The sequence below is a fragment of the Rhizobium sp. 2YAF20 genome, from assembly GCF_052114685.1.
Lineage (GTDB): Bacteria > Pseudomonadota > Alphaproteobacteria > Rhizobiales > Rhizobiaceae > Rhizobium.
In genome coordinates this window covers 141,446-164,924 of record NZ_JBFRFF010000001.1, presented here as the reverse complement: position 1 = coordinate 164,924, position 23,479 = coordinate 141,446, and the positions used below count along the sequence as shown (strand labels likewise).

25 protein-coding genes are annotated in these 23,479 nt (G+C 60.3%); 17 read left to right on the top strand and 8 right to left on the bottom strand.

What is annotated here, in order from left to right; all coding sequences use genetic code 11:
- Nucleotides 1-177 precede the first annotated feature (177 nt).
- The 6 genes from tkt (at nt 178) to AB4Z52_RS00755 (ending at nt 9,122) form a co-directional block, all read left to right on the top strand.
- Nucleotides 178-2,154: a transketolase gene (gene tkt / locus AB4Z52_RS00780; RefSeq protein ID WP_442215935.1), complete on the top strand. Its 1,977-nt coding sequence runs from the start codon at nt 178-180 to the stop codon at nt 2,152-2,154.
- Nucleotides 2,155-2,253: 99 nt separating this feature from the next.
- Nucleotides 2,254-3,264, top strand: a complete 1,011-nt coding sequence (gene gap / locus AB4Z52_RS00775; protein WP_442215933.1) for a type I glyceraldehyde-3-phosphate dehydrogenase — start codon at nt 2,254-2,256, stop codon at nt 3,262-3,264.
- 363 nt (nt 3,265-3,627) lie between these two features.
- Nucleotides 3,628-5,502, top strand: coding sequence for a potassium/proton antiporter (locus tag AB4Z52_RS00770; protein WP_442215931.1), 1,875 nt, complete (start codon nt 3,628-3,630; stop codon nt 5,500-5,502).
- 75 nt (nt 5,503-5,577) lie between these two features.
- Complete coding sequence (locus AB4Z52_RS00765; protein WP_442215929.1) at nt 5,578-6,780, top strand: phosphoglycerate kinase; 1,203 nt, start codon at nt 5,578-5,580, stop codon at nt 6,778-6,780.
- 194 nt (nt 6,781-6,974) lie between these two features.
- The gene (locus tag AB4Z52_RS00760; RefSeq protein ID WP_442215927.1) at nt 6,975-8,000 is read left to right on the top strand and encodes a class I fructose-bisphosphate aldolase; all 1,026 of its coding nucleotides are present in this window, start codon (nt 6,975-6,977) and stop codon (nt 7,998-8,000) included.
- A gap of 204 nt (nt 8,001-8,204) precedes the next feature.
- Nucleotides 8,205-9,122, top strand: coding sequence for a PhzF family phenazine biosynthesis protein (locus AB4Z52_RS00755; protein ID WP_442215926.1), 918 nt, complete (start codon nt 8,205-8,207; stop codon nt 9,120-9,122).
- Here the strand turns inward: AB4Z52_RS00755 and AB4Z52_RS00750 are convergent.
- Entirely contained in the window at nt 9,119-9,280 is a 162-nt protein-coding gene (locus AB4Z52_RS00750) for a hypothetical protein (RefSeq protein ID WP_442215924.1), read from the bottom strand. The genes AB4Z52_RS00755 and AB4Z52_RS00750 overlap by 4 nt on opposite strands.
- 161 nt (nt 9,281-9,441) lie before the next feature.
- Here AB4Z52_RS00750 and AB4Z52_RS00745 point away from each other — a divergent pair, with 161 nt between their 5' ends.
- The 5 genes from AB4Z52_RS00745 to AB4Z52_RS00725 all read left to right on the top strand — a co-directional run bounded on the left by AB4Z52_RS00745 (nt 9,442) and on the right by AB4Z52_RS00725 (nt 12,476).
- A complete protein-coding gene (locus AB4Z52_RS00745; RefSeq protein WP_442215922.1) occupies nt 9,442-10,719 on the top strand; it encodes an MFS transporter in 1,278 nt (425 codons plus the stop codon).
- Between the two features lie 12 nt (nt 10,720-10,731).
- Nucleotides 10,732-10,923 carry a DUF1192 domain-containing protein gene (locus tag AB4Z52_RS00740; RefSeq protein ID WP_442215920.1) on the top strand — a complete coding sequence of 64 codons (192 nt, stop codon included), beginning with the start codon at nt 10,732-10,734 and terminating at the stop codon, nt 10,921-10,923.
- Nucleotides 10,924-11,278: 355 nt separating this feature from the next.
- Nucleotides 11,279-11,794 (top strand): protease adaptor protein RcdA, encoded by a 516-nt coding sequence (rcdA, locus tag AB4Z52_RS00735; protein ID WP_442215918.1) that lies wholly within the window; start codon nt 11,279-11,281, stop codon nt 11,792-11,794.
- A gap of 152 nt (nt 11,795-11,946) precedes the next feature.
- On the top strand, nt 11,947-12,207 hold the full coding sequence (locus AB4Z52_RS00730; protein WP_442215916.1) for a type II toxin-antitoxin system RelB/DinJ family antitoxin: 261 nt from the start codon (nt 11,947-11,949) through the stop codon (nt 12,205-12,207).
- A 5-nt stretch (nt 12,208-12,212) separates the two neighbouring features.
- The gene (locus AB4Z52_RS00725; protein WP_442216624.1) at nt 12,213-12,476 is read left to right on the top strand and encodes a type II toxin-antitoxin system YafQ family toxin; all 264 of its coding nucleotides are present in this window, start codon (nt 12,213-12,215) and stop codon (nt 12,474-12,476) included.
- 95 nt (nt 12,477-12,571) lie between these two features.
- Here the strand turns inward: AB4Z52_RS00725 and rpmE are convergent, their stop codons facing one another.
- On the bottom strand, nt 12,572-12,793 hold the full coding sequence (rpmE, locus tag AB4Z52_RS00720) for a 50S ribosomal protein L31 (protein ID WP_442215914.1): 222 nt from the start codon (nt 12,791-12,793) through the stop codon (nt 12,572-12,574).
- Between the two features lie 195 nt (nt 12,794-12,988).
- Here rpmE and AB4Z52_RS00715 point away from each other — a divergent pair, with 195 nt between their 5' ends.
- From AB4Z52_RS00715 to AB4Z52_RS00695, 5 genes are all read left to right on the top strand, one after another.
- Nucleotides 12,989-14,791, top strand: a complete 1,803-nt coding sequence (locus AB4Z52_RS00715) for an ABC transporter transmembrane domain-containing protein (protein ID WP_442215912.1) — start codon at nt 12,989-12,991, stop codon at nt 14,789-14,791.
- A 173-nt stretch (nt 14,792-14,964) separates the two neighbouring features.
- Entirely contained in the window at nt 14,965-15,153 is a 189-nt protein-coding gene (locus tag AB4Z52_RS00710; protein WP_442215910.1) for a YegP family protein, read from the top strand.
- A gap of 284 nt (nt 15,154-15,437) precedes the next feature.
- Nucleotides 15,438-15,788, top strand: a complete 351-nt coding sequence (locus AB4Z52_RS00705; RefSeq protein ID WP_442215908.1) for a YciI family protein — start codon at nt 15,438-15,440, stop codon at nt 15,786-15,788.
- Between the two features lie 9 nt (nt 15,789-15,797).
- Nucleotides 15,798-17,048 carry an RNA polymerase sigma factor gene (locus tag AB4Z52_RS00700; RefSeq protein ID WP_442215906.1) on the top strand — a complete coding sequence of 417 codons (1,251 nt, stop codon included), beginning with the start codon at nt 15,798-15,800 and terminating at the stop codon, nt 17,046-17,048.
- Complete coding sequence (locus AB4Z52_RS00695; protein ID WP_442216623.1) at nt 16,969-17,346, top strand: substrate-binding domain-containing protein; 378 nt, start codon at nt 16,969-16,971, stop codon at nt 17,344-17,346. Before AB4Z52_RS00700 ends, AB4Z52_RS00695 begins: the two co-directional genes overlap by 80 nt.
- Before the next feature lie 40 nt (nt 17,347-17,386).
- Here the strand turns inward: AB4Z52_RS00695 and AB4Z52_RS00690 are convergent, their stop codons facing one another.
- The 5 genes from AB4Z52_RS00690 to AB4Z52_RS00670 all read right to left on the bottom strand — a co-directional run bounded on the left by AB4Z52_RS00690 (nt 17,387) and on the right by AB4Z52_RS00670 (nt 22,450).
- Complete coding sequence (locus AB4Z52_RS00690; protein WP_442215904.1) at nt 17,387-18,418, bottom strand: peptidoglycan -binding protein; 1,032 nt, start codon at nt 18,416-18,418, stop codon at nt 17,387-17,389.
- 3 nt (nt 18,419-18,421) lie between these two features.
- On the bottom strand, nt 18,422-19,462 hold the full coding sequence (locus tag AB4Z52_RS00685; RefSeq protein WP_442215902.1) for a MotA/TolQ/ExbB proton channel family protein: 1,041 nt from the start codon (nt 19,460-19,462) through the stop codon (nt 18,422-18,424).
- A gap of 137 nt (nt 19,463-19,599) precedes the next feature.
- On the bottom strand, nt 19,600-20,400 hold the full coding sequence (locus AB4Z52_RS00680; protein ID WP_442215900.1) for an inositol monophosphatase family protein: 801 nt from the start codon (nt 20,398-20,400) through the stop codon (nt 19,600-19,602).
- Between the two features lie 238 nt (nt 20,401-20,638).
- Nucleotides 20,639-21,787 (bottom strand): tetratricopeptide repeat protein, encoded by a 1,149-nt coding sequence (locus tag AB4Z52_RS00675; RefSeq protein WP_442215898.1) that lies wholly within the window; start codon nt 21,785-21,787, stop codon nt 20,639-20,641.
- 9 nt (nt 21,788-21,796) lie between these two features.
- Nucleotides 21,797-22,450, bottom strand: coding sequence for a thiamine phosphate synthase (locus AB4Z52_RS00670; RefSeq protein ID WP_442215896.1), 654 nt, complete (start codon nt 22,448-22,450; stop codon nt 21,797-21,799).
- 236 nt (nt 22,451-22,686) lie between these two features.
- Here AB4Z52_RS00670 and AB4Z52_RS00665 point away from each other — a divergent pair, with 236 nt between their 5' ends.
- Complete coding sequence (locus AB4Z52_RS00665) at nt 22,687-22,947, top strand: ArsR/SmtB family transcription factor (protein ID WP_442215894.1); 261 nt, start codon at nt 22,687-22,689, stop codon at nt 22,945-22,947.
- Nucleotides 22,948-23,132: 185 nt separating this feature from the next.
- On the opposite strand, the gene AB4Z52_RS00660 is transcribed toward AB4Z52_RS00665, so the two are convergent.
- Nucleotides 23,133-23,306, bottom strand: coding sequence for a YdcH family protein (locus tag AB4Z52_RS00660; RefSeq protein WP_442215893.1), 174 nt, complete (start codon nt 23,304-23,306; stop codon nt 23,133-23,135).
- Nucleotides 23,307-23,479: the final 173 nt, after the last annotated feature.

The window sequence follows — 23,479 nt, the reverse complement described above, 5'->3', positions numbered from 1 at the left end:
ACTGCCCTCGGATTTATTGACTTGCTCGTATCAAATGCTATGTCTCAGCCACCTGGGGCCAACCTGGAGCTGGCGGCTTATTTTAGCCCGCCAATTCAGGGGCAGCCTTCAAACCGATGGTCCTTTTCTCCCACGCTTGCGACCATCCCCTGAACCCGGAACCCTGCGGAAAACCCCATGACCTCTCGCGAACAAAACGACCGGATGGCGAATGCGATCCGTTTTCTTGCCATGGATGCAGTCGAAAAGGCTAACTCCGGTCATCCGGGCATGCCGATGGGCATGGCCGATGTAGCGACGGTTCTGTTCACCCAATATCTGAGGTTCGATCCGAAGAAGCCACATTGGCCAAACCGCGACCGCTTCGTGTTGTCGGCCGGCCACGGCTCCATGCTGCTCTATTCGCTGCTCTATCTAACCGGCTATCCGGATATGACGATCGAGGACCTGAAGCAGTTCCGCCAGCTCGGCTCGAAGACCGCCGGCCACCCGGAATACGGTCACGCGACGGGCATTGAAACGACGACCGGCCCGCTCGGCCAGGGTATTGCCAACTCCGTCGGCATGGCGATTGCCGAGCGCAAGCTGCGCGAGGAGTTCGGCGCCGATCTGCAGGACCATTATACCTACGCCGTCTGCGGCGACGGCTGCCTGATGGAAGGCATCAGCCATGAGGCGATCGCCCTTGCCGGGCACCTGAAGCTCAACAAGCTGATCCTCTTCTGGGACAACAACTCGATCACCATCGACGGCGCCGTCTCGCTGTCGGACTCGACTGACCAGGTTGCCCGCTTCAAGGCAGTTCACTGGAATACGATCGAGGTCGACGGCCACGACCAGGCTGCCATCGCCGACGCCATTGAAGCCGCCCACAAGTCTGACCGCCCGACCTTCATCGCCTGCAAGACGATCATCGGCTTTGGTGCGCCGCACAAGCAGGGCACGCACAAGGTCCACGGCTCGCCGCTCGGCGCCGAGGAGATCGCCGAGACGCGCAAGGCGCTGAACTGGGAATACGAACCCTTTGTCATCCCCTCCGACGTACTCGACGCCTGGCGTGCGGCCGGCACGCGTTCGGTTGCCACCGTCAACGCTTGGGAAGACCGCCTCGCCACGGCTCCTGCAAAGGCCGAGTTCACCCGTCGCTTTGCCGGTGAGCTTCCGGTAGGTTTCGACGCAGCTATCAGCGACTACAAAAAGAAGCTCGCCGAGACCAAGCCGACGGTCGCAACCCGCAAGGCTTCCGAAGATGCGCTTGAGGTCATCAACGGCTTCCTACCCGAGACGCTCGGCGGGTCCGCCGACCTGACGCCGTCAAACAACACCAAGACCAGCCAGATGCACTCGATCACGCCGACGGATTTCGCCGGCCGCTACATGCATTGGGGCATTCGCGAACACGGCATGGCCTCCGCCATGAACGGCATCTCGCTGCACGGCGGCCTGATCCCTTACGGCGGCGGCTTCATGATCTTCTCGGATTATTGCCGTCCGCCGATCCGCCTTGCTTCGCTGATGGGCATTCGCGTCATCCACGTCCTGACGCATGACTCGATCGGCGTCGGCGAAGACGGCCCGACGCACCAGCCTGTCGAGCAGCTGGCCGGCCTGCGCGCGGTGCCAAACCTGATGGTGTTCCGCCCGGCCGATGCCACCGAGACAGCGGAATGCTGGCAGATCGCCATCAAGACCCACAACCGTCCGTCGGCTCTCGCCCTGACCCGGCAGAACCTTGCTCCAGCCCGCACCGAGTACAGCGAAAAGAACCTTTGCCAACTCGGCGCCTACACGCTGGCCGGCAATGGCGATGCCAAGGTGACGATCTTTGCATCGGGTTCTGAAGTCGAGCTTGCCCTTGCGGCACGCGCGACGCTGGAAGGCAAGGGCATTTCCGTTCGCGTCGTCTCCGTTCCTTGCACCGAACTCTTCTTCGAGCAGCCGGATGGCTACCGCCGGGAAATCCTTGGCAACTCGCCGGTCAAGATCGCCGCCGAAGCCGCCGTTCGCGAAGGCTGGGATGCCTTCATCGGACCGGAAGGCACCTTCATCGGGATGAAGGGCTTCGGCGCTTCCGGCCAGGCCAAGGATGTCTTTAAGCATTTCGGCATCACGGCGGATGCCATTGTTGCCGCTGCCGAAGCCAAGCTGGGCTGATTACGAACAACCTGGCCTGATTTACGAAATTGGGAGGACGCCTGATGCGTCCTCCGTTTCACTGAAACGCAATGCCCTGCCTGATCGGGAGAGAACTCAATGACTGTAAAAGTTGCCATCAACGGTTTCGGCCGCATCGGCCGTAACGTCCTTCGTGCCATCGTCGAATCCGGCCGCACCGACATCGAGGTCGTTGCGATCAACGATCTCGGCCCGGTCGAGACCAACGCCCATCTTCTGCGCTACGACAGCGTCCACGGCCGTTTCCCCGCGCAGGTGAAGGTCGAGGGTGACACGATCATCGTCGGCAACGGCAAGCCGATCAAGGTTACCGCGATCAAGGATCCGGCAGCCCTGCCGCACAAGGAATACGGCGTCGACATCGCGCTCGAATGCACCGGCTTCTTCACCTCGCGCGACAAGGCGGCTCTGCACCTGGCGGCAGGCGCAAAGCGCGTCATCGTCTCGGCTCCCGCTGACGGCGCCGACCTTACCGTCGTCTTCGGCGTCAACCATCATCAGCTGACCAGGGAACATCTGGTCATCTCCAATGCCTCCTGCACGACGAACTGCCTGGTTCCGGTCGTCAAGGTGCTGAACGACGCCGTCGGCATCGACCATGGCTTCATGACGACGATCCACTCCTACACCAACGACCAGCCGTCGCTCGACCAGATGCACAAGGATCTGTATCGCGCCCGCGCTGCAGCACTTTCGATGATCCCGACGTCGACCGGCGCTGCAAAGGCTGTCGGCCTGGTTCTGCCGGAACTGAAGGGCAAGCTCGACGGCACGTCGATCCGCGTCCCCACCCCGAACGTCTCCGTCGTCGACCTCAACTTCGTCGCCAAGCGCAGCACGACCGTTGCCGAGATCAACGAAGCGATCAAGTCTGCCGCCGACGGCAAGCTGAAGGGCGTTCTCGGCTACACCGACGAGCCGCTGGTTTCGCGCGACTTCAACCACGATCCGCATTCCTCGATCTTCGCATTCGACCAGACCAAGGTTCTCGAAGGCACCTTCGTGCGCATCCTGACCTGGTACGACAATGAATGGGGCTTCTCGAACCGCATGGCCGACACGGCCGTCGCCTTCGCCAAGCTCATCTGACAGGACGAACTTTCAATCTATAGACAAAGCGGCCCGGGAAACCGGGCCGCTTTTTTAATTAGGCACTTGATTTGCCCCACATTTCGCCCTTCTCTCGTCCAGATTGATCTATAAATTTTTAAGGACCGGAGCTCTTCCGGGCATTCCCATTCTTGTTGCCGTTCCAGCAAACGCTGCGTCGCATAAGTTGAAAATTGACAGACGGGCGCTTGACCATGCACGCTCTGGTCAAGCGAGGCCTAGCTTTTTCCGCTCGGCGCTCGGCACAGTTCGATGGGCCGGTGACGGAGGGCAGCCAGACGCCGGCGCTAAAATGCGGCGGCGGGCCTCGGGGAAACGGTTGCACTGAAAGGGGAACGGTCGGTGGAAGCATTCTACATCGTGGTCTTGGTCTCGACGGTCCTGGTCCTGATCGCTGCGTTTTCGAGCCTCCTCGCCTTCCGCTTCGGCGCGCCCTTGTTGCTGCTCTTCCTGCTCATCGGCCTCATCGCCGGCACGGACGGGCTCGGCATCGAGTTTAGCAACAACTACCTCGCCTATATCCTCGGCTCGATCGCCCTTGCCGTCATCCTCTTCGACAGCGGTTACGGAACATCGCTCCAATCGTTCAAGATCGCCGCCATCCCATCCCTCACGCTCGCCTCGGTCGGTGTCTTGCTGACGGCTTCGCTCTTCGGCCTTGCCGCATCCTGGCTGCTCGGCTTTACCTGGCTCGAGGGCCTGCTGCTCGGCTCGATCGTCGCCTCGACGGATGCGGCCGCCGTCTTCTTCCTGTTGCGCATTGGCGGGATCAATATCCGCGACAAGGTGCGCTCGACGCTGGAAGTCGAGTCCGGCACCAACGACCCGATGGCGATCTTCCTGACCATCGCCCTTGTCGAGACGATCGGCAGCCGCGAGGGCTATAGCGGCATCAATCTCGCCATGCTGGCGATGTTCGTGCAGCAGATGGGGCTTGGCGTCATCCTGGGCCTGCTCGGCGGCATGATGATCGTGCTCGTCGCCGGACGGCTGGAGACGGATCGTGGCCTGACCCCGATCTTCGTGCTGGCACTGGCGCTGCTGGTCTTTTCATTCACTGGCGCTGTCGGCGGCAGCGGCTTCCTCGCGGTCTATGTTGCGGGCATCTATGCCGGCAACAAGAAGATGCCGGCATCGGGCACCATCAAGCGCTTCCAGGACGGCATGACCTGGCTTGCCCAGATCATCATGTTCCTGGTCCTCGGCCTGCTTGCCACGCCGTCGCAATTTCCGGCGATCGCAATCCCGGCCATACTTTTGGCAATGTTCCTGATCTTCATAGCCCGCCCGGCCGCGGTCTGGCTCTGTCTGCTGCCGTTCGACTACATCCAGCGCGAGACCGGCTTCGTCGCCTGGGTCGGCCTGCGCGGCGCCGTCTCCATACTGCTTGCCATCATGCCGATCCTCGGCAAGCTCGATCACGCCCAGACCTATTTCAACGTCGCCTTCATCGTCGTGCTGGTCTCGCTCCTGATCCAGGGCTGGACCATCAAGCCGGTCGCGCGGAAACTCGGCCTGATCACGCCGCCACGAATGGGAGCCGTCCAGAAAGTCGAGATCGACCTACCGGGTGCGGCTCATCACGAATTGCTCTCCTACAAGGTCGTCAGGGATAGCCCGGTCCTGCGCGGCGAGCGCATTCCGCGCTGGGCCATGCCTTCGCTGGTCGTGCGCGACGGCAAGTCGATGCGCTATCAATATGCCGGGAGGCTGCGCGAAAACGACCTCGTCTATCTCTTCATCGCGCCCAGCTATTCGCGCCTGCTCGACAGGCTGTTCGCCAGCCGCGCGCCGGTCGATCCGGAAGACACGGATTTCTTCGGCGCATTCGCGATCTCGCCGTTGCGCCCCGCAGCCGATCTCGATGCCGCTTATGGTCCAGGCCTTCTGAACGAGCAGGAAAAGACGCTGACCATCGCCGATCTGATGAAGCAGCGCCTCGGCGGCAAGGCGGATTATGCCGACCGCGTTCGCCTCGGCTCGCTGATACTGATCGTGCGGGACCTCGACGAAACCGACCACATCCGCTCGGTGGGCATGTCGCTCGAGGCAGTCGAACCCTCGATGACCTTCCCGATCTTCATCAACCTTCACGAAATCGCCGATCGATTGCGAAACCGTCTGCGCAACCGTCGCAACCGGCTTTCCAAGCCAATCGCCGACCCCGCGACCGAGCCGGTTTCAAACGGTTCGAATACCGGCGAAAACGGCGCCTGAGCGCCTTGCGTATCATCGCATCCGTAGTATGGTCGGCCGAAACTCGTAAGCCATGACAAACTCCGGATATCACAAATGCCAGCCTTCAAGACCATCGACGATCTTTCCGATATCGCAGGCAAGCGCGTCCTCGTGCGCGTCGATCTCAACGTTCCGGTGAAGGACGGAAAGGTCACCGACGCGACCCGTATCGAGCGCGTCGCGCCGACCATTCTCGAATTGTCGAAGAAGGGCGCCAAGGTCATCCTGCTTGCCCATTTCGGCCGCCCGAAGGATGGCCCCTCGCCCGACATGTCGCTGTCGCTGATTGTGCCGACGGTCGAGGAAGTGCTTGATCACGCCGTACTCTTTGCCTCCGATTGCGTCGGCCCCGAGGCAAGCGGCACCGTTGCCAGGATGGGCAATGGCGATATCCTGCTCCTGGAAAACACCCGCTTCCACAAGGGCGAGGAAAAGAACGATCCGGACTTCACCAAGGCGCTTGCCGCCAACGGCGACATCTACGTCAACGACGCCTTTTCGGCCGCCCATCGCGCCCACGCATCGACTGAAGGCCTTGCGCACCACCTCCCCGCCTATGCCGGCCGGACCATGCAGGCCGAACTCGAGGCGCTGGAAAAAGGCCTCGGCAATCCGGTTCGCCCTGTGGTTGCCATCGTCGGCGGCGCCAAGGTTTCCAGCAAGATCGACCTGTTGATGAACCTGGTCAAGAAAGTCGACGCCCTGGTCATCGGCGGCGGCATGGCAAACACATTTATCGCCGCGCGCGGCGACGATGTCGGCAAGTCGCTCTGCGAACACGATCTCGCCGACACGGCTCGCCAGATCATGATCGAGGCCGCCACATCGGGCTGTGCCATCGTGCTGCCGGAAGACGGTGTCGTCGCCCGCGAATTCAAGGCCGGAGCCGCCAATGAAGTCGTCGCGATTGACGCAATCCCCGCGGACGCCATGGTACTTGACGTCGGCCCTAGATCTGTCGAGGCGGTGAAAGCCTGGATTTCCCGTGCATCGACGCTGGTCTGGAACGGCCCGCTCGGCGCCTTCGAGATCGCCCCCTTCGATGCTGCAACGGTGGCCGCGGCAAAGCACGCCGCCGAATGCACCAGGGCCGGCAAGCTTACCTCCGTTGCCGGCGGCGGCGACACGGTATCGGCGCTCAACCACGCCGGCGTCGTCGATGACTTTACCTATGTCTCGACCGCGGGCGGCGCTTTCCTCGAGTGGATGGAAGGCAAGGTCCTGCCCGGCGTCGCCGTTCTGACCGAGCACAGATAGCGCTTTCGCAATCCCGCGTGGGACAAGCTTTCGCGGCCTCCCACGCGGTGTTAAAATAAGATCTCATCTTTCAATCGGTTTAAACCAATTCAATCGTTTCAATAATTTAGCTTAGCATTTTCCTCTCTACAAACTTCTGTTATCGCCGATCTATATGATCATGACGCGGACCGAAACGAGACTTGGAGAACAAAATGAGCGAACGAATTGAAGACATTGCCGTAAAGATGGTTTCAGGCGGCAGAGGCCTCCTTGCAGCCGACGAATCCACCGCCACGATCAAGAAGCGTTTCGACGCGATCAATCTCGTCTCGTCAGAAGAAAGCCGCCGCGACTATCGCGAAATGCTCTTCCGGTCGGACGACGCCATGAAGAAATACATCTCCGGCGTGATCCTTTATGAAGAGACGCTGTTCCAAAAGGCAGCTGACGGAACGCCCTTCGTCGACGTCATCCGCGCTGCCGGCGCCGTCCCCGGCATCAAGGTCGACATCGGCGCCAAGCCCATGGCCCTGTTCCCCGGCGAAACCGTAACCGAAGGCCTCGACGGCCTTGCCGACCGCCTGGCCAAATATTACGACGCTGGCGCTCGCTTTGCCAAATGGCGCGGCGTGATCGCCATCTCCGACACGCTGCCGAGCTACGGCTCGATCAAGGCCAATGCGCATGCGCTGGCGCGCTATGCAGCCCTTTGCCAAGAAGCAAAGATCGTCCCGATCGTCGAGCCGGAAGTGCTGATGGACGGCGTACCCGGCACGCAGGATCTCGCCCGCAGCGAGGAAGTGACGCGCTGGACGCTGCAGATCGTCTTCGAGGCGCTCAACGAAGAACGCATCAATCTCGAAGGTATGATCCTGAAGCCGAGCATGGTCATCGACGGCAAGAAGCTTCGAAAGGCCTCGGTCGAACAGGTTGCCGAGCGCACCGTCAAGGTTCTGAAAGAGACCGTTCCATCAGCCGTGCCGGGCATCGCGTTCCTCTCCGGCGGCCAGTCGACCGAAGAGGCGACGGCGCATCTCTCCGCAATCAATTCCGGCTATGACCTGCCCTGGCATGTCACCTTTTCCTATGGTCGCGCCCTGCAAGACAGCGCCCTCAAGGCCTGGAACGGCAAGAAGGAAAACGTCGCGGCAGGCCAGCGCGAATTTTCTCATCGCGCCGAGATGAACAGCCTTGCCGCCAAGGGAAGCTGGAAAAAGGAACTGGAAAAGGCAGCCTGATCAAGGGCGCTCTTTAGCAGCATACCAAGCCTGATTGCCTCGAAACGGCCCCCAAAGAGTTATCCAACTTTCGGGGGCCGTTTCAGTTTGGGGTGGGGTTTTCCCATTCGGCAGAGCCGACAATTGTCACCGACACAAGATTGGGACTTCATCGGACCGATCTGGGCGCTGAGAATGGCGCATCAATTTTTCTATGGAGATGTCATGAGAGCCGTTGCCTATGTCACTCTCGATGTCTTCACCGCAATGCGCTTTGCCGGCAACCCGCTCGCCGTCATTCCCGATGCGCGCGGCTTGAGCGGTGAGGCGATGCAGAAGATCGCCGCCGAGTTCAACTATTCGGAATCCACCTTCGTGCTTCCGCCTGAGGACCCTCGCAATACGGCCCGCGTTCGCATCTTCACGCCGACGACAGAAGTTCCATTCGCCGGTCACCCGAATGTCGGCACCGCATTCGTGCTCGGGCGGCAGAAAGAACTGTTCGGTCGCGCTGTTGGCGATGTTATTGGCCTCGAAGAGCAGGCAGGGCTGGTCGAAGTCCAGCTTCTCCGCGAAGATGGGGAGATCACCGGCGCTGCAATCAAGGCCCCGCAGCCCCTGATAACAGGCCCAGGCGTTGCAGCTGAACTAGTCGCCCACTGCTGCGCCTCGCTCGACGTCACGGCAATCCGTCTCTCTACGCACGCACCGCTATTTGCGTCCGTTGGTCTGCCCTTTGTCTTTGCTGAGGTCGATGGCCTGGAAAGCCTTGCCGCAGCCAGGCCCAATCTTGCGATTTTCGCACAAGCGCTGAGCAACCATCCGCAGCAGCCGGACTTCTCGCTCTTCCTCTACGCCCGCGAAGCCAATGATCCCTGGCATATCCGCGCCCGCATGTTCGCGCCGCTCGACGATGTGATGGAAGACCCGGCAACAGGAAGTGCTTCGGCAGCGCTCGGCGCCTATCTCGTATCCCTGATGCCAGAGGCGAATGTCGATGCAAAAATCACGATCGAGCAAGGCGTCGAGATGGGACGATCCAGCCTGATAGGGGTTCAGGTCAGCAAATCTGCAGAAATCCTCGGCACGGTGACGATCTCCGGGCGCTGTGTTCCGATGATGCGGGGAACGATCGAGCTCTAGAAAGCCTCGCGGAACACCAGCGCGATCGACCAGATCGCAAATGCGCCGACTGCGATCCTCCAGAAGTCACCCCGCCGCTTCAGACCGGGCAGCCCGAGCGGCCTGATGATGTGCACCGCCATTGCCAAAATCAGCAACAGACCTATCAATTTGGACATGACATTCTCTATATTGCGGCGGCGTCACAGAGGCGACATTTTTGCCCGGCAACAGACATCCTATTCAAGCGGTTAAAGCGTTCCCGATAGACAATCAATGCTTGGCGGATGGCGATGCCGACTTATCTGATTTTTAAGCTCACACATCCGAGATTGTTGAAATGAGAAGAAATCTTTTACCGGTCCTTGCCCTGCTTTTCGGCACGCTCTTCCTGTTCATGGGCAATGGGTTGCACAGCCTGCTCCTGCCGGTTCGCGGCACGGCGGAAGGCTATGAAACGACGACGCTCGGCCTTTTGGGAACGACCTGGGCCACCGGCTTCGTCCTTGGCTGCATCACGGCGCCGAAGCTTGTGCGACGCATCGGCCATGTGCGTGCCTTCTCAGGCTTCATCTCGGTCATCGCCATCATCGCTCTTTTGACCGGCCTCATCGTCGACAGCACCTGGTGGGTGGTCCTGCGTGCCGTCACCGGCTTTTGCACCGCCGGCACCTCGATGATCATCGAAAGCTGGTTGAACGAACGTGCCACCAACGAGAGCCGCGGCGCGATCTTTTCGCTCTATATCGGCATCACGCTCCTCGGCGCCGTCGGCGGCCAGATGATGATCCCGTTCGGCGATATCCATACCCCGATGCTCTTCATGGTCTGTGGCATCTGCTATTGCGTCGCCATGCTGCCGACAACATTGTCGAATGCCGCCTCGCCGCAGCCGCTGAAAGCCGTCAGCCTCGACCTGCGCGCGCTTTATCGCAATTCACCGGTCTCCTGCCTCGGCATTCTCCTTGTCGGCATCGCCAATGGCGCCTACGGCACGCTTGGCGCCGTCTTCGGCGCCCGGGCCGGCCTGTCGGACAGCAACATCGCCATCATGATGAGCGCGACGATCTTTGCCGGCGCCGTCATGCAGCTTCCAGCCGGCCGCCTGTCCGACCGTATCGACCGCCGCTACGTGCTGGCGATGATGGCGTGCGTCGCCGCGATCGACGGCCTGCTGCTGTTCGTCTGGCAACCCGCCAGTCCCGTTTTCCTCATCACCCTGGTAATCATCTATGGTGCAGCGGCAAACACGCTCTATCCGATTGCCGTCGCCCACGCGAACGACTTCGCCTCGTCGGAGGATTTCGTCAAGGTCTCTGGCGGCCTGCTGCTTCTCTACGGCATCGGCACGATCATCGGCCCGACGCTAAGCGGCCCGGTCATGACCGCGGTCGGCCCCTACTCCCTGTTCTTTGTCACTGCGTTGGCCCACGTGTTGATCACCGCCTATGCGATATTCCGCAGCAGGAGGCGCGCGCCAATTCCGGCCGGCGCTCGAGATGCTTATACCAACATGCCTTCGGCCAATGCCCAGATGATAACGCCGGAGAGCATGTCGCTCGCCAACCGCACGGATGTCGTTGCAGAAGCTGTTGATCCTGAGGTAAAATTCGGCTGAGGAGGACAGATCATGAGCATCTTCGACGACGATCGACCGAAAAAGCCGATTGCGCACGAAATCGGCAGCGACCTTTCCATGCTTTCGTTCGACGAACTGAAGGCACGCATCGGCCTGCTCCAGGCTGAAATCGCCAGGCTGGAAACAGAATGCGCGAGCAAGCAATCCGGCCGCAAGGCAGCGGAGAATCTCTTCCGTTCCTAAAGGCGATCCGCCCTTCAAAGTACAGTTTCGGGGCAGCCTTAACCCGATATTAGCCTTTATAAGATATTACTGGAGCTATCCAGATTTTGTCTGGACTCAGACAGTTTCACCACTTGGCGAATTGCTCTGATTTTTCTCCCTGTTTTACCTTGAGAGCCGCCTTTGCGGCTCTTCTTTTTTCGTTGGTTCCCCTAAGGGCCGACGAAACTGTGGAGATTAACCCTTTCTTAAGAATCGCCTTGCGGATTTCGGTTAGAAATACCATCTTGAAGGCATAAGAACGAGGGCGACGAAACAATCTGCGCAACGCCTGCGTTACTTCAAGGTAAGTGTGCGTGAAACGGGGATTACCTGCATGTCCGAACTTGGATTGAACACGATCAGCTTCGCGGGACGTGCTGCATCGTCCTCGCAGTTCAAGGGGCTATATTCCGAAGGTATGACGCTGGTCGAAGAGACCGCGGGTTATCTCGATGGCAATGGCCGGGCCGCCGCCAAAGTGCTGCCGCGGATGGCCTCGGTCCTTTACGCCGCCGAATCCATGCGCCTGACAACACGCCTGATGCAGATGGCCTCCTGGCTTCTTCTGCAGCGCGCCGTCAACAACGGTGAAATGTCTCGCGACCAGGTCCTGAGCGAAAAGAACAAGGTGCGCCTCGACGGCTTCAACGTCGATCGCAGCGCGCCGGGCTGGAACGACCTGCCGGAAGCTTTCCGCGATCTCGTCGAACGCTCGCTCCGCCTGCAGAACCGCATCGCCCTGCTCGACCGCGAGATCTATCGCCCGTCGGAGGTCCAGAAGGTTCCGGACAACCAGAACAGCGTCCAGGCCCAGCTAAACCTGCTGCAGACCGCCTTTGGCCTGAACTAAGCAAGAGCTACAATATTTGATCAAACCGGTGACGCTCGGCGTGACCGGTTTTTGTTGTTTGGACGATATGCGCCGTCTCTCCAGCATGCCTTTGGGAGAGCGGCGAATTTGTAGCTACAATAGAACCCCAGATTGATAACGAGGAAACCGCGATGGCCGCCGCCGATCAAATAGTCCGCGCGCGGATTGACCTCGACACCAAGGAGCGAGCGACGGCGGCGCTGGAGGCTATAGGGCTTTCAGTGTCCGACGCAATCCGGTTGCTGATGTTGCGGATCGCAGACGAGCAACGATTGCCATTTGATGTAAAGGTGCCGAAGGCAGCGACCGCGAAAGCAATACGGGAACTGGATGAAGGCAAGGGAAAACGCCTTGAGAATGCAAATGCTTTGTTCAAAGACCTGCGCATCTAGCTGTACTGGTCGCGGTTCGATCTGGCAGATTCAAACGCGACATCCGGCGAAGGGAAAAACGCAATAGGGACATGACGAAGCTCCGGCAGGTTCTGCTGCTCGAGCAGCAGAACCTGCCGGCCGACTATCGTGACCATCCGCTTCGCGGCGACTGGCGAGGATTTCGCGATCTGCGCATTGAACCGGATTGGTTGCTGATCTACCGCGTAGAGAACGACGAGCTGCAGCTTGCGCGGACCGGCGGCCACGCTGACCTCTTCACCGAATAGAAGCTCCAATAATATGTAACCGCTTCCCGTCGAATGCAGGCAACAAAAAAGCCCGGCGAAACCGGGCTCTCTCAACACATGACGCGACGAAGCGATTAGAGGCCGAGGCCGCCGAAGCGCTTGTTGAACTTCGAAAGGCGACCGCCGCGGTCCATCAGCTGCTGGTTGCCGCCGGTCCAGGCCGGATGGGACTTGCTGTCGATTTCGAGGTTCATGACGGCGCCTTCAGTCCCCCAGGTCGAGCGGGTCTGGTATTCGGTGCCGTCGGTCATGACCACCTTGATCATGTGGTATTCCGGGTGAATGTTCGCCTTCATAACAATCTTCCTGCCATGCCGGGGTCCATTTGTCGCAACCCATTGCGGCAAGGGAACCGATTGAATAAATGAAGCCGCAGTCCGATCAAGGCTACGGCTTCCCATTAAGATGCGGTGCCTATACAGGAAGGTGGCAAAGATAACAAGAGCCATCAGGCCCGCTACGTCAGGGCTTTTTGAAGGATGGAACGGGATTTGGCAGAGACGCTACAAACTGAGGCGAAAAAGCGCAGCTCGATCCGCCCGCTCGGCCGATTGACACCCTATCTCCTGCGTTATCGCGGCATGGTGACCGGCGCGATCGTCGCGCTGACGCTGGCAGCGATTACATCGCTGACCCTGCCGCTTGCGGTACGACGGATGATCGACCACGGTTTCTCACAGTCCGACAGCACCTTCATCAACAGCTATTTCGCAATGATCATGGCAATGGCGGTGGTGCTGGCCGCCGCGAGCGCGCTTCGCTATTATTTCGTCATAACGCTCGGCGAGCGGATCGTCTCCGATCTGCGCCGCGAGGTCTTCGACCACGTGACCCGGCTGTCGCCTTCCTTCTTCGACGTCAACCAGTCAGGCGAGATCGTCTCGCGGCTGACGGCCGACACGACGCAGATCAAATCGGCCGTTGGCGCAACCGCCTCGGTCGCGTTGCGCAACCTCATCCTCTGTTTCGGCGCCATGGTGATGATGATCGCCACCAGCCCGAAGCTGTCGAGCATCGTGCTCGTCGCCATTCCCCTCATCGTCCTGCCGCTCGTGGCCTTCGGTCGATCGGTGCGTAAGCGCTCGCGGGCGGCACAGGACATGCTCGCCAACGCCTCTGCCTTCGCCAACGAGACCATCGGTGCCACCCGCACGGTCCAGGCCTTCAACGGCGAGAACGCCGCGGCCGCCCGCTATGGCGGCGCCGTGGAAAATGCCTACGAGGCCGCCCGCTCGGCCGTCAAGTCGCGCGCCCTGCTGACGGGATTTGCAATCGCGCTGATCTTCGGCAGCGTCGTCGCCGTGCTCTGGGTCGGTGCACATAACGTTCTCGACGGAACACTGTCTGCCGGCACGCTCGGTCAGTTCCTGCTCTATTCCGTCATTGCCGCGGGCTCGCTTGGCGCGCTGTCGGAAGTCTGGGGCGAACTGTCTCAGGCGGCGGGCGCCGCCGATCGCCTCAACGAACTTCTGGGCGAAGTCTCGCCGATTGCAAGCCCGGCAGATCCCGTTCCGCTGCCCGAGCCCTCCGAAGGCCGGGTCGAATTCTCCGGCGTTCATTTCTCTTACCCGTCGCGACCTGGGAAATCCGCGCTCCACGGCCTATCGCTCGCCGTCAAGCCCGGAGAGACGGTGGCAATCGTCGGCCCCTCAGGTGCTGGAAAGAGCACCGTCTTCTCTCTCGTGCTGCGCTTTTACGATCCGCAGCAGGGCTCGGTCATGATCGATGGTATCGATGCCCGGAAAGTGTCGCCCGACGCCTTGCGCGAACGCATCGCGATCGTGCCGCAGGATGTGACCATCTTCGTTGCAAGCATCCATGAGAACATCGCCTTCGGCCGCCCTGGCGCCACGCGCTCCGAGGTCGAAGCAGCGGCGCGGGCAGCGCAGGCTGACGAGTTCATTGCTCGACTGGAACAGGGCTACGATACGCCGGTCGGCGAGCGCGGTATTACCCTTTCTGGCGGCCAGCGCCAGCGCATCGCCGTCGCCCGGGCCATCCTCAAGAACGCGCCGATCCTTCTACTTGACGAAGCCACTTCCGCGCTCGATGCCGAAAGCGAGACGCTCGTGCAGAAAGCGCTCGACGGGTTGATGGAAGGCCGCACCACCGTCGTCATCGCCCACCGTCTCGCGACAGTGCTCAAGGCCGACCGCATTCTCGTCATGGATCATGGCCGCATCGTCGAGGAAGGCACCCACCAAAGCCTCGTCCGCCACGGCGGCATCTACGCAAAACTTGCCCGGCTGCAATTCGACGCCGGTGTCGAGGAACACATGTTGGCGGTGAAGTAAGTGCGCCTTTGAACGGTGACAGACCGAAATCTCTGCCGGAATTCGCTTCTGGTGAGGTTGCAGAGCGTTTTGTCGACGAAGCCGACTTGACAGGAATTGATCTTTCAGGCGGCAATACGATACGCTTTCAACGTGGAAGCGAGTCAAAGCGATCTGTCAGGGAGACGGGCGAGATGTATAAATTCGAAGTTTACAAGGACAAGGCCGGCGAGTTCCGCTTCCGGTTCAAGGCATCGAACGGCGAAACGATGTTCGGCTCCGAAGGATACAAGGCGAAGGCGTCGGCCCTGCACGCCATCGAATCGATCAAGAAGCATGTACCGGACGCCAACATCGACGATCAGACGACGGCGCTCGCCTGAGGCCTGGATCTTCATAGATCGCGTTGTTCAATTGCGGCCGGCTGCCTGAGGGCATGCCGGCCGCAATTCCATGGGCCGTCGTCATTTAATAGTCGGTCGTCAAGGCCAATCCCGTCTGCCGAGCACAAAAGATTTTTGCCGTCCCTGTCGAAACTGTTGCGGCCCAAGGCTCATTGTATCGGACCGCATGAGTGAAGCGCTCCACCGATGAAAGACGGGCAAATATGGCATTGCCGGGTTTGGCCTCGTCTTTCGCAAATCACACGAGCATCAGGAGAACAGCTATGAAATATGCCATCCTTATTCGCGAATCGGCCCAGGATTTCGCACTGCGAGACAATCCCACCGCCGGTGAAAAATACCGGGCCGGCTGGGTTGCCTATACGCAAGCGATCCAGCAGGCGGGCATAGTGACAGGCGGAGCAGGCCTTCAGGCGCCTGAGACCGGAACAGTGCTGCGGATCCGCGGCGACAAGCGCGAGGTGCAGGACGGACCGTTCCCCGACGGCAAGGAGCAGCTTGGTGGCTTTTATCTGATCGACGTGCCGGATATCGATGTCGCGATGGAATGGGCGGCCCGGGTTCCGATATCGGAACAGGGGTCGGTCGAAGTGCGACCTGTGTTGACAATGTGAGCCAGGGCCATGGGTAACGACGCGCGCCGCGCAGCTGAACGTTCGGCGCGCCAGTCCTATGGCAAATTGGTTGCCTATCTCGCGTCGCGCAGCCGGGATGTGCCGGCAGCGGAAGATGCTTTGTCCGACGCACTTGCCAGTGCCTTGCGCGTCTGGCCCGAGAGAGGCGTTCCGGACAATCCGGATGCCTGGCTGCTGGTTGCAGCCAGGCGCAATCTTTTTCGGGAAGCGCGACATCGCAATGTCCAGACGGCTGCGCGAGGGGTGATCCAGATCGCGATGGAAGAAGCGGAAGAGCGGATGAACAGGGCCTCCTCCACGGAAGACATCTTTCCCGACGAGCGGCTGAAGCTTCTATTCGCCTGCACCCATCCGGCGATCGAGCCGGCGATGCACGCGCCGCTCATGCTGCAGACGGTGCTCGGCATCGACGCGCGGAATATCGCCTCAAGCTTCCTCGTCTCGCCGGAGGCAATGGGCCAGCGGCTGGTCCGTGCCAAGACCAAGATCCGCGATGCCGGCATCCCCTTTACGATTCCAGATAGGTCGATCCTTTCGGATCGCCTGTCGGGCGTGCTTGCGGCAATTTACGCCGCATACGGCTTGGGATGGGACGGGCTCGACGGCAGCGACAACGTCCGAAACGATCTGACCGAGGAAGCGATCTGGCTCGTCCGTGCCCTGCTGTCAATTCTCCCGGGAGATCCCGAGGTCATGGGCCTGCTGGCATTGACGCTCTACTGCGAGGCCCGACGCGGCGCCCGCCGGGACGCCGATGGAAACTACGTTCCGCTGGAAGAGCAGGACGTCTCGCGATGGAACGAGGCAATGAACGTCGAAGCCGACAGGCTGTTGACGCAGGCCGGCGCGTTCGATCGTTTCGGCCCGTTCCAATGCCAGGCGGCCATTCAGGCCGTTCATGCCGCACGCCGCCTGACCGGTGAGACCGATTGGCCGGCGCTTGAGATGCTCTATGCAGCTCTCATCGAGATGCGGCCGACCATTGGTGCGTTCGTCAGCCACGCGGCCGTGCTTGGCAGGACGCGCGGCCCGCAAATAGGCCTTGCCTGCCTTGATCGGCTCGATCCGGCCGACGTGGGGTCCTACCAGCCCTACTGGGCCGTTCGCGCCCATCTTCTTTGCCGAGCCGGGCGGCTGGAAGACGCGATCGCAGCCTACGATATCGCCATCGGCCTTAGCGAAAGCCCCGTCCTTCGCCGCTTTCTCGAGCAACGACAAGGCGACGTCAGGCGGCAGTGATGCGTTCACGATACTTGTCGATGATGACGGCAACGACAATGACGACCCCGGTGATCATCTGCGACGCGTCTGGCGGGATCTGCGCATCCGCGTATCTGAAGATCTGTCGATTGGCGGCTTCGACGATATCCCGTTGGTGTCTCTGGTCGTGCCGTGCTTGACGACGATCCGCCAGCCGATCCAGGAGATTGCAGAAATTGCCGTACGCATCGTCCTGGAGCGCCAGCAGATCGATCGCTCCGTCACGCCCAAACCCGCCCTTGTGGAGCGGGGGTCAGCGGCACCGCCCTTAAGTTGAGCCGACACGCCGAACGTCCTCAGGCTCTCGAGAAGGCCCGTTACTTCTCCGTTAGCTTCAGCTCGATACGGCGGTTGGTAGCATGGGCTTCCGGTGTGTCTCCAGGTGCAATCGGTTGGAATTCACCGAAGCCGGCAGCCACCAGCCTGTCGGCCGGCACGCCTTGCCCGATCAGATACTTGACGACCGCGATGGCACGCGCCGAGGACAGCGCCCAATTGTCTGCGTATCGGCCGGTGCCGGAAAGCGGCACGTTGTCCGTATGGCCGTCGACGCGCAGAACCCAGTTGATTTCGGGCGGAATTTCCTTGGCGACGTCGATCAGGGCGGCCGCAAGCTTCGCCATTTCGGTCTGGCCGTCGGCATTGAGGTCCGCGCCACCTGACGGGAACAGCACTTCCGACTGGAAGACGAAGCGGTCGCCGACGATGCGGATATTGTCCCGATCGGAGAGGATTTCGCGCAGCCGCCCGAAGAAATCAGAGCGGTAGCGATTGAGCTCCTGGACGCGCTGGGCCAGCGCGACGTTCAAGCGCCGTCCGAGATCGGCGATCTTTACCTGCGAGCTGTCGTCCTTCGCCTCCGACGCTTGTAGCGCAGCCTCGACGGCGGCGATTTGATTGCGCAGCGCAGCAATTTGCTGGTTGAGTAGGTCGACCTGGCTGAGCGCGCGGGTGCTAGTCTGCTTCTGCTCGTCAAGCTGCTGGGTAAGCGTCCCGATGCGCTGCTGCGCGGCTTGCGAATTTCCGGAGCCGGCATCGAGCAAGGCCTGCAGCCTGGAGCGTTCGCTCTCAGCGGTCGCCAGCGACGACTGCAGATTGGCAACGGAATCCTCCAGATCCTGCTTGCCGCCCTTTTCGAGCGCCAGCAGCTGGGTCAATTCATTGACCTGGCTGTTCAGGCGATTGAGGACTTCGTCACGGCCGGTAATTTCGCGGCTGAGGATGAACTGTCCGATGACGAACACCGTCAGCAGGAACATGATCGACATCAAAAGGGTGGACAGCGCGTCGACGAAGCCTGGCCAGTAGTCGACCGTCCGTTCGCGGCGCTTGTTTCGCGCGAGCCCCATGGCCTACTTGCTCCCGGTCTTCTCGATGCTGCCGATCCGGTCCGATAGCCGGTCGAGCGTTCGGCGCATCGATTTCGCCTCCTCCTGCTGCGCCTCTATCCAATCTCTGAGCATCTGCTGCTCGTTGCGCATGTTCTTGACCAGACCCTGGATGCCTTCGGCCAGATTGGCCATGGCGGCGACGGAGCGCTGGCCATCTCCATTCTCTTCCGCAATCTTTCGCATGTGCTCTGACAGCGCCCTGACGTCGTCGGAGGAAGCACCCGCAACCCTGTCAAAGCCTGGCGACAGCTCGGAGCCGACATCGGTGACGGATGACAGCCAGTTTTCAAGCTCCGTATAGAAACGGTTCTGTGCACGGCCCGCCTGTAGATCGAGGAAGCCAAGGATCAGCGAGCCGGAAAGACCGAGCAGCGATGAGGAAAAGGCCGTGCCCATGCCGACCAGTGGTGCTGCCAGGCTCTCCTTGAGAGCACCGAGAATATCACCGTTTGCGCCGACATCCAGCGACTGGATGACCTGATTGATGGAGCCGATCGTGCCGATCAGGCCCCAGAAGGTGCCGAGCAGCCCGAGAAAGACCAGAAGCCCGATCATGTAGCGCGACGTATCTCGCGATTCATCAAGGCGCGTCGCAATGGAATCGAGGATCGATCGAAGCGTCGTGGTCGACAGCGACATCGACTTCCGGCTGCCAAGCAATGCACTCATCGGCGCAAGAAGCTTAGGTTTGCGGCCGGCCTTGTCGATATTGCCGACGGCACGGAAGGAATTGAACCATCTGACCTCGGGCCTCAACGACAGGACATGGTTGAAGACGAGAAGAATGCCGATGCCAAGAACGCCGAGGATGAAGCCGTTGAGGCCGGGATTATGCAGGAAAGCTTCCTTCGCTTGGCGAAACAGGATCGCGGCGATGAAGCCGACGATGATCAGAAAAAGGATCATCGTCCAGAAGAAAGCCATAGGGCTGGAGAGCTTGTAGCCGTAGCCCTCGCCCGAATTATCGGTCGAGCCCAAGTCCGCCAGTTTCACATTTTCCATAGGTACCTCAGTCACCGCAGTTTTGCGTCTGCGGAGACTAGTGCAACATCGAGCCGAAATGAAGGGTGCAGTCACACAAAACGTCTGCTTGGCAACAGACAGCTTGGGCTTAAGGTAAATACAGGAAAATGTTAGGCTTACTTGCCGGGAACAGGCCGCTTGACCACTTCGGCGAGCGCTTTTTGAATGTGTTCGTTGCCACAAATCACCGAGCCGCTGCCGACCATGTCAGTGCCGCCTTCCCAATCGGAAACAAAGCCGCCGGCCTCGCGAATGAGCAGGAGACCAGCTGCCATATCCCATGGCTGCAGGCCAGTTTCCCAGAAGCCGTCGAAGCGGCCGGCTGCGACATAGGCAAGATCGAGGGCGGCCGAGCCGACGCAGCGGGTGCTCGCAACTTCACCCATGACATGACGCAGCTCGACGAGGAACTTGCCGTGATTGTTGCGACCGAGATGCGGAATGCCGCAGGCAATGACGGCGTCGGACAGCACGCGGCGGCCGGCCACACGTAGGCGCCGGTCGTTGAGGAACGCCCCGCCGCCACGCTCTGAGGTGTAGAGTTCGTCGGTTGCCGGGTTGAAAATGACGCCGGCGACGATCTCGCCGTTGCGCTCCAGCGCGACCGAGACCGAGAACATCGGAATGCCATGAAGAAAGTTGGTGGTGCCGTCGAGCGGATCGACGATCCAACGATGCGCGCCGTCGGTGCCCTTGATCTCTTCGCTTTCCTCGCCGAGGAAGCCATAGGTGGGTCGCGCCTTCAGAAGTTCGTCGCGAATGATTTTTTCGGCCTTGCGGTCGGCCTGGCTGACGAAATCGCCCGGACCCTTCACCGAAACCTGCAGGTTCTGTACTTCGCCAAAGTCGCGGCTGAGCGACTTGCCTGCCTTGAGAGCGGCCTGGACCATGACATTGAGAAGGGCAGAACGGGCCATTGGGGCTTTTCCTTGAAACACGTAAAGACGCCATCCGGACCCGGAAGCACGGGTCCCGGCGCTGCGGGATCGGTGGCGCGATAAAGATTGGCGGCCTCAAGACCACAAAATCGCGCGAATTTCAAGTGGAGCGATGCATGGCGGCGATATCGCCGGCGTTAATGGCCGAAAAGCTGTGTCGCTGGCAAATTCCGTCAAGCTGAATTACCGCGCCATCGTCCTCCACTGTCTTTGCGATCTACTTGGCCGGACGATATTTGTTGGCAGCGTCGATGGCGCTCTTTTGCTGATCGTCCTCGATGCCGAGATAGAAGTCCTCCAGCTCGGGATCCTTCAGACCCGCCCGCCGCGAGATCACATACCAGGTCGCCGCCTCGATGGGTTGCTGGGTCGTGCCGATGGCGTTGATGTAGAGATGTGCAAGCTTGTTCTGCGCAACGACGTTGCCGCGATAGGCAGCAACCTTCATCCAGGTAAAGCCGCCCTCCAGATCGACCGGGCCGCCGGTGCCGCTGATAAGCCAGAGCCCCATGTCGAGCTGCGCCGTGTCAAACCCCGAATTGGCAGCCCTTGCCAGCCATGTGCGAGCCTGCGATTTCTTCTCCGGCGTGATGCTCGGCAGGCTGATATAGAGCTGCGACACCGCATATTGCGCGTCGGCGATCCCCTGCTCGGCTGATTTCTCGTAATAGGGAAGCGCCAGCTCCAAACCCTTGGCGCCGGGATTGTCCGCCGTCAGGCTTTGCGCCCAGTTGAATTCTGCCGAGGGCTGGCCGGCGTCCGCCGCCTTCTTCATCCAGGCATCCGCGGCCTTGCGATCACGCGCCACGTCGCGACCCTCGATAAGGAGCAGCGCATACTTGAACATCGAGGTGGCGTCGCCCCCCTCCGCTGCCTTGCTGTACCAGAAGGCCGCATTCTTCCGATCACGCCTGACGCCGAGACCCTGGGCCAGCAATTCGGCGATCATGGTCTGGGCTGCCGGATCGCCAAGCTGAGCACGCGGCAGCGCCTTCTGGAAGGCGGTAAGGTACAGCCCGCGCTGAAAAGCGCCGTAGGCTTCGTCGACCGGTCCGGTATAGGGCTTTTCCGGTGGAAGCGGCGGAAGATCAGCACCCATGCGATCGAAGACGCCGACACCTGAGGAAGGTTTGACATCCGCGGTCGCGGCAGGAGGCGTGTCGGCAGCCTTTGTGTCGCCCTTATGGAAGATTTCGGGCGTCGGCTCGCCGGACGGCTCGATACGCTCCGTGCGGAAGGCGCCGACATCGGGAGATGCGGTTATCCCGTCTGCCGATTGCGCCATTGCAGTCAAGGGCAAGGCCGTCAGCCCGGCAAAGAGCGCGACAAGAACGGAACGGGACGAGTGGCGAATGAAAAGCGACATGGCCTGCTATCAATCTTCAAACCGTGGCGCTTTTTCGTCAAGAAGTGCATTGACCTCAGCGACCCTTGCAGTCGCCGCTGCCGGATCGGCGAAAATCGCTTCGCGCAATGCCACGAACTCGACGCCAGCAAGAGCGACATCCACGACCGAACTCGGGTCGGTTCCACCCATGACGACGCAGGGAATTTCGATCATCGAGGCCCACCATTCGCCAAGTGCCACATTCTTCGGATGCGCTTCCGGCTTGATATCGCCTGCAAGCTTGCCGAAGAAGATGTAGTCGGGCCTCAGCTCGCCGATTTCGAGAGCCCCATGCCTGTCGGTCGCGCTGCCGCCGCCAACGATCATTTTGGGGACATGGCTCTCCATGGCCTCGGCAAGGTCGAGAAGCTTGCCGGCGATATGCAAACCGTCCGCCTTGACGCGACCGGCCACGCGACTGTCGCCAGAGATCAGCGCGGCAGCGCCGGCCTCCTGCACGATCGGCACGATTTTTTCCGCATGCTTCTGGAAGGTTGCGTCGTCGAGACCGTATTGCGGAATGATAACGGAGGCGACGTCGCCGCCCTTAAGCGCGTCCGCAACGACTGCCGCCTGGCTGCCGGCATCGGCAATGTCAGGCACGATCAGGACAAGGCGGCAACGGTTCTCGGCGATGGTCATGGCAAGCTTCCGGTTTCAGCGATGTCCAGCCGCAAATGGCGACATCCGCTATGTTGCCCTCGTGAGTAATTCCGTTGCCACCGGCTGACAAGAGCGGACACTAAGGAAAACGGGGTCAAAGCCGCGTGGTGGGCTTCCATTGATGACTTTTGCCGGGGTTTTCGCTGGTGAGCGCCAGGCTCGCTGCGCCGCACAAATGACTTGCCGCAAATATGTGTTTGACGTAACTTTCGCCCATGTCGAACACGGACCCATTCGCCGCCATAGCTGACCGGAACCGGCGATATCTGCTGGAGGAACTGCGGCGCGCACCGAAGACCGTGAATGAATTGGCCCAGGGCCTGCCGATCAGCCGGCCGGCGGTGTCCCAGCACCTGAAAGCGCTTCTCGACAGCAACCTTGTTTCGGTGACCTCAGAAGGCACGAAGAGAATCTACACCGTCAACAGTCGCGGCTTTGACAAACTCAATTTGTGGCTGGATCAGTTTTGGGCCTGAAGAGACCGAGTGGCTCTATTTCCGCTTGGGTGAGTTTGCGCCAACCCCCACTGGTCACACTTGAAGTTGGCGCTACAAACTCAAATTCTGTTGGATCACCGCATTCCCGGTAAATTTTGGCTCTCTGGCCGCTTTTGATAATTTTGCCGCGAATATGTGCGCGGTGACCGTTTCAACATCTCAAATCAATGCACTGATATCGTCAGTCGCTGGATCTGGTCTTTGATCCTGAGCTTCATGCGTTTGATATCCGCGATCTCACGGTCATCGATAGAAGGCGACGCCATCGCGAAATGCAATTTCTCCTCTAGGGCGATGTGCTTTTTTTGGAGCGATTCAAGATGAGCTTGAACAGTCATTTGATCCTTCCTTCCTCTTACCTTCCCCAGCCATCCATCGCTGGAGTTCTAGGCACTAACGTCATCAGTGTGTCATAATATCCCGCCGTTGTCGAAGGCGAAAACATGACTTGTAAGAGGCAAATTCGTGATCAGGGATAACTTCCCGTTACCACTATTTGGTGATAGGAGCT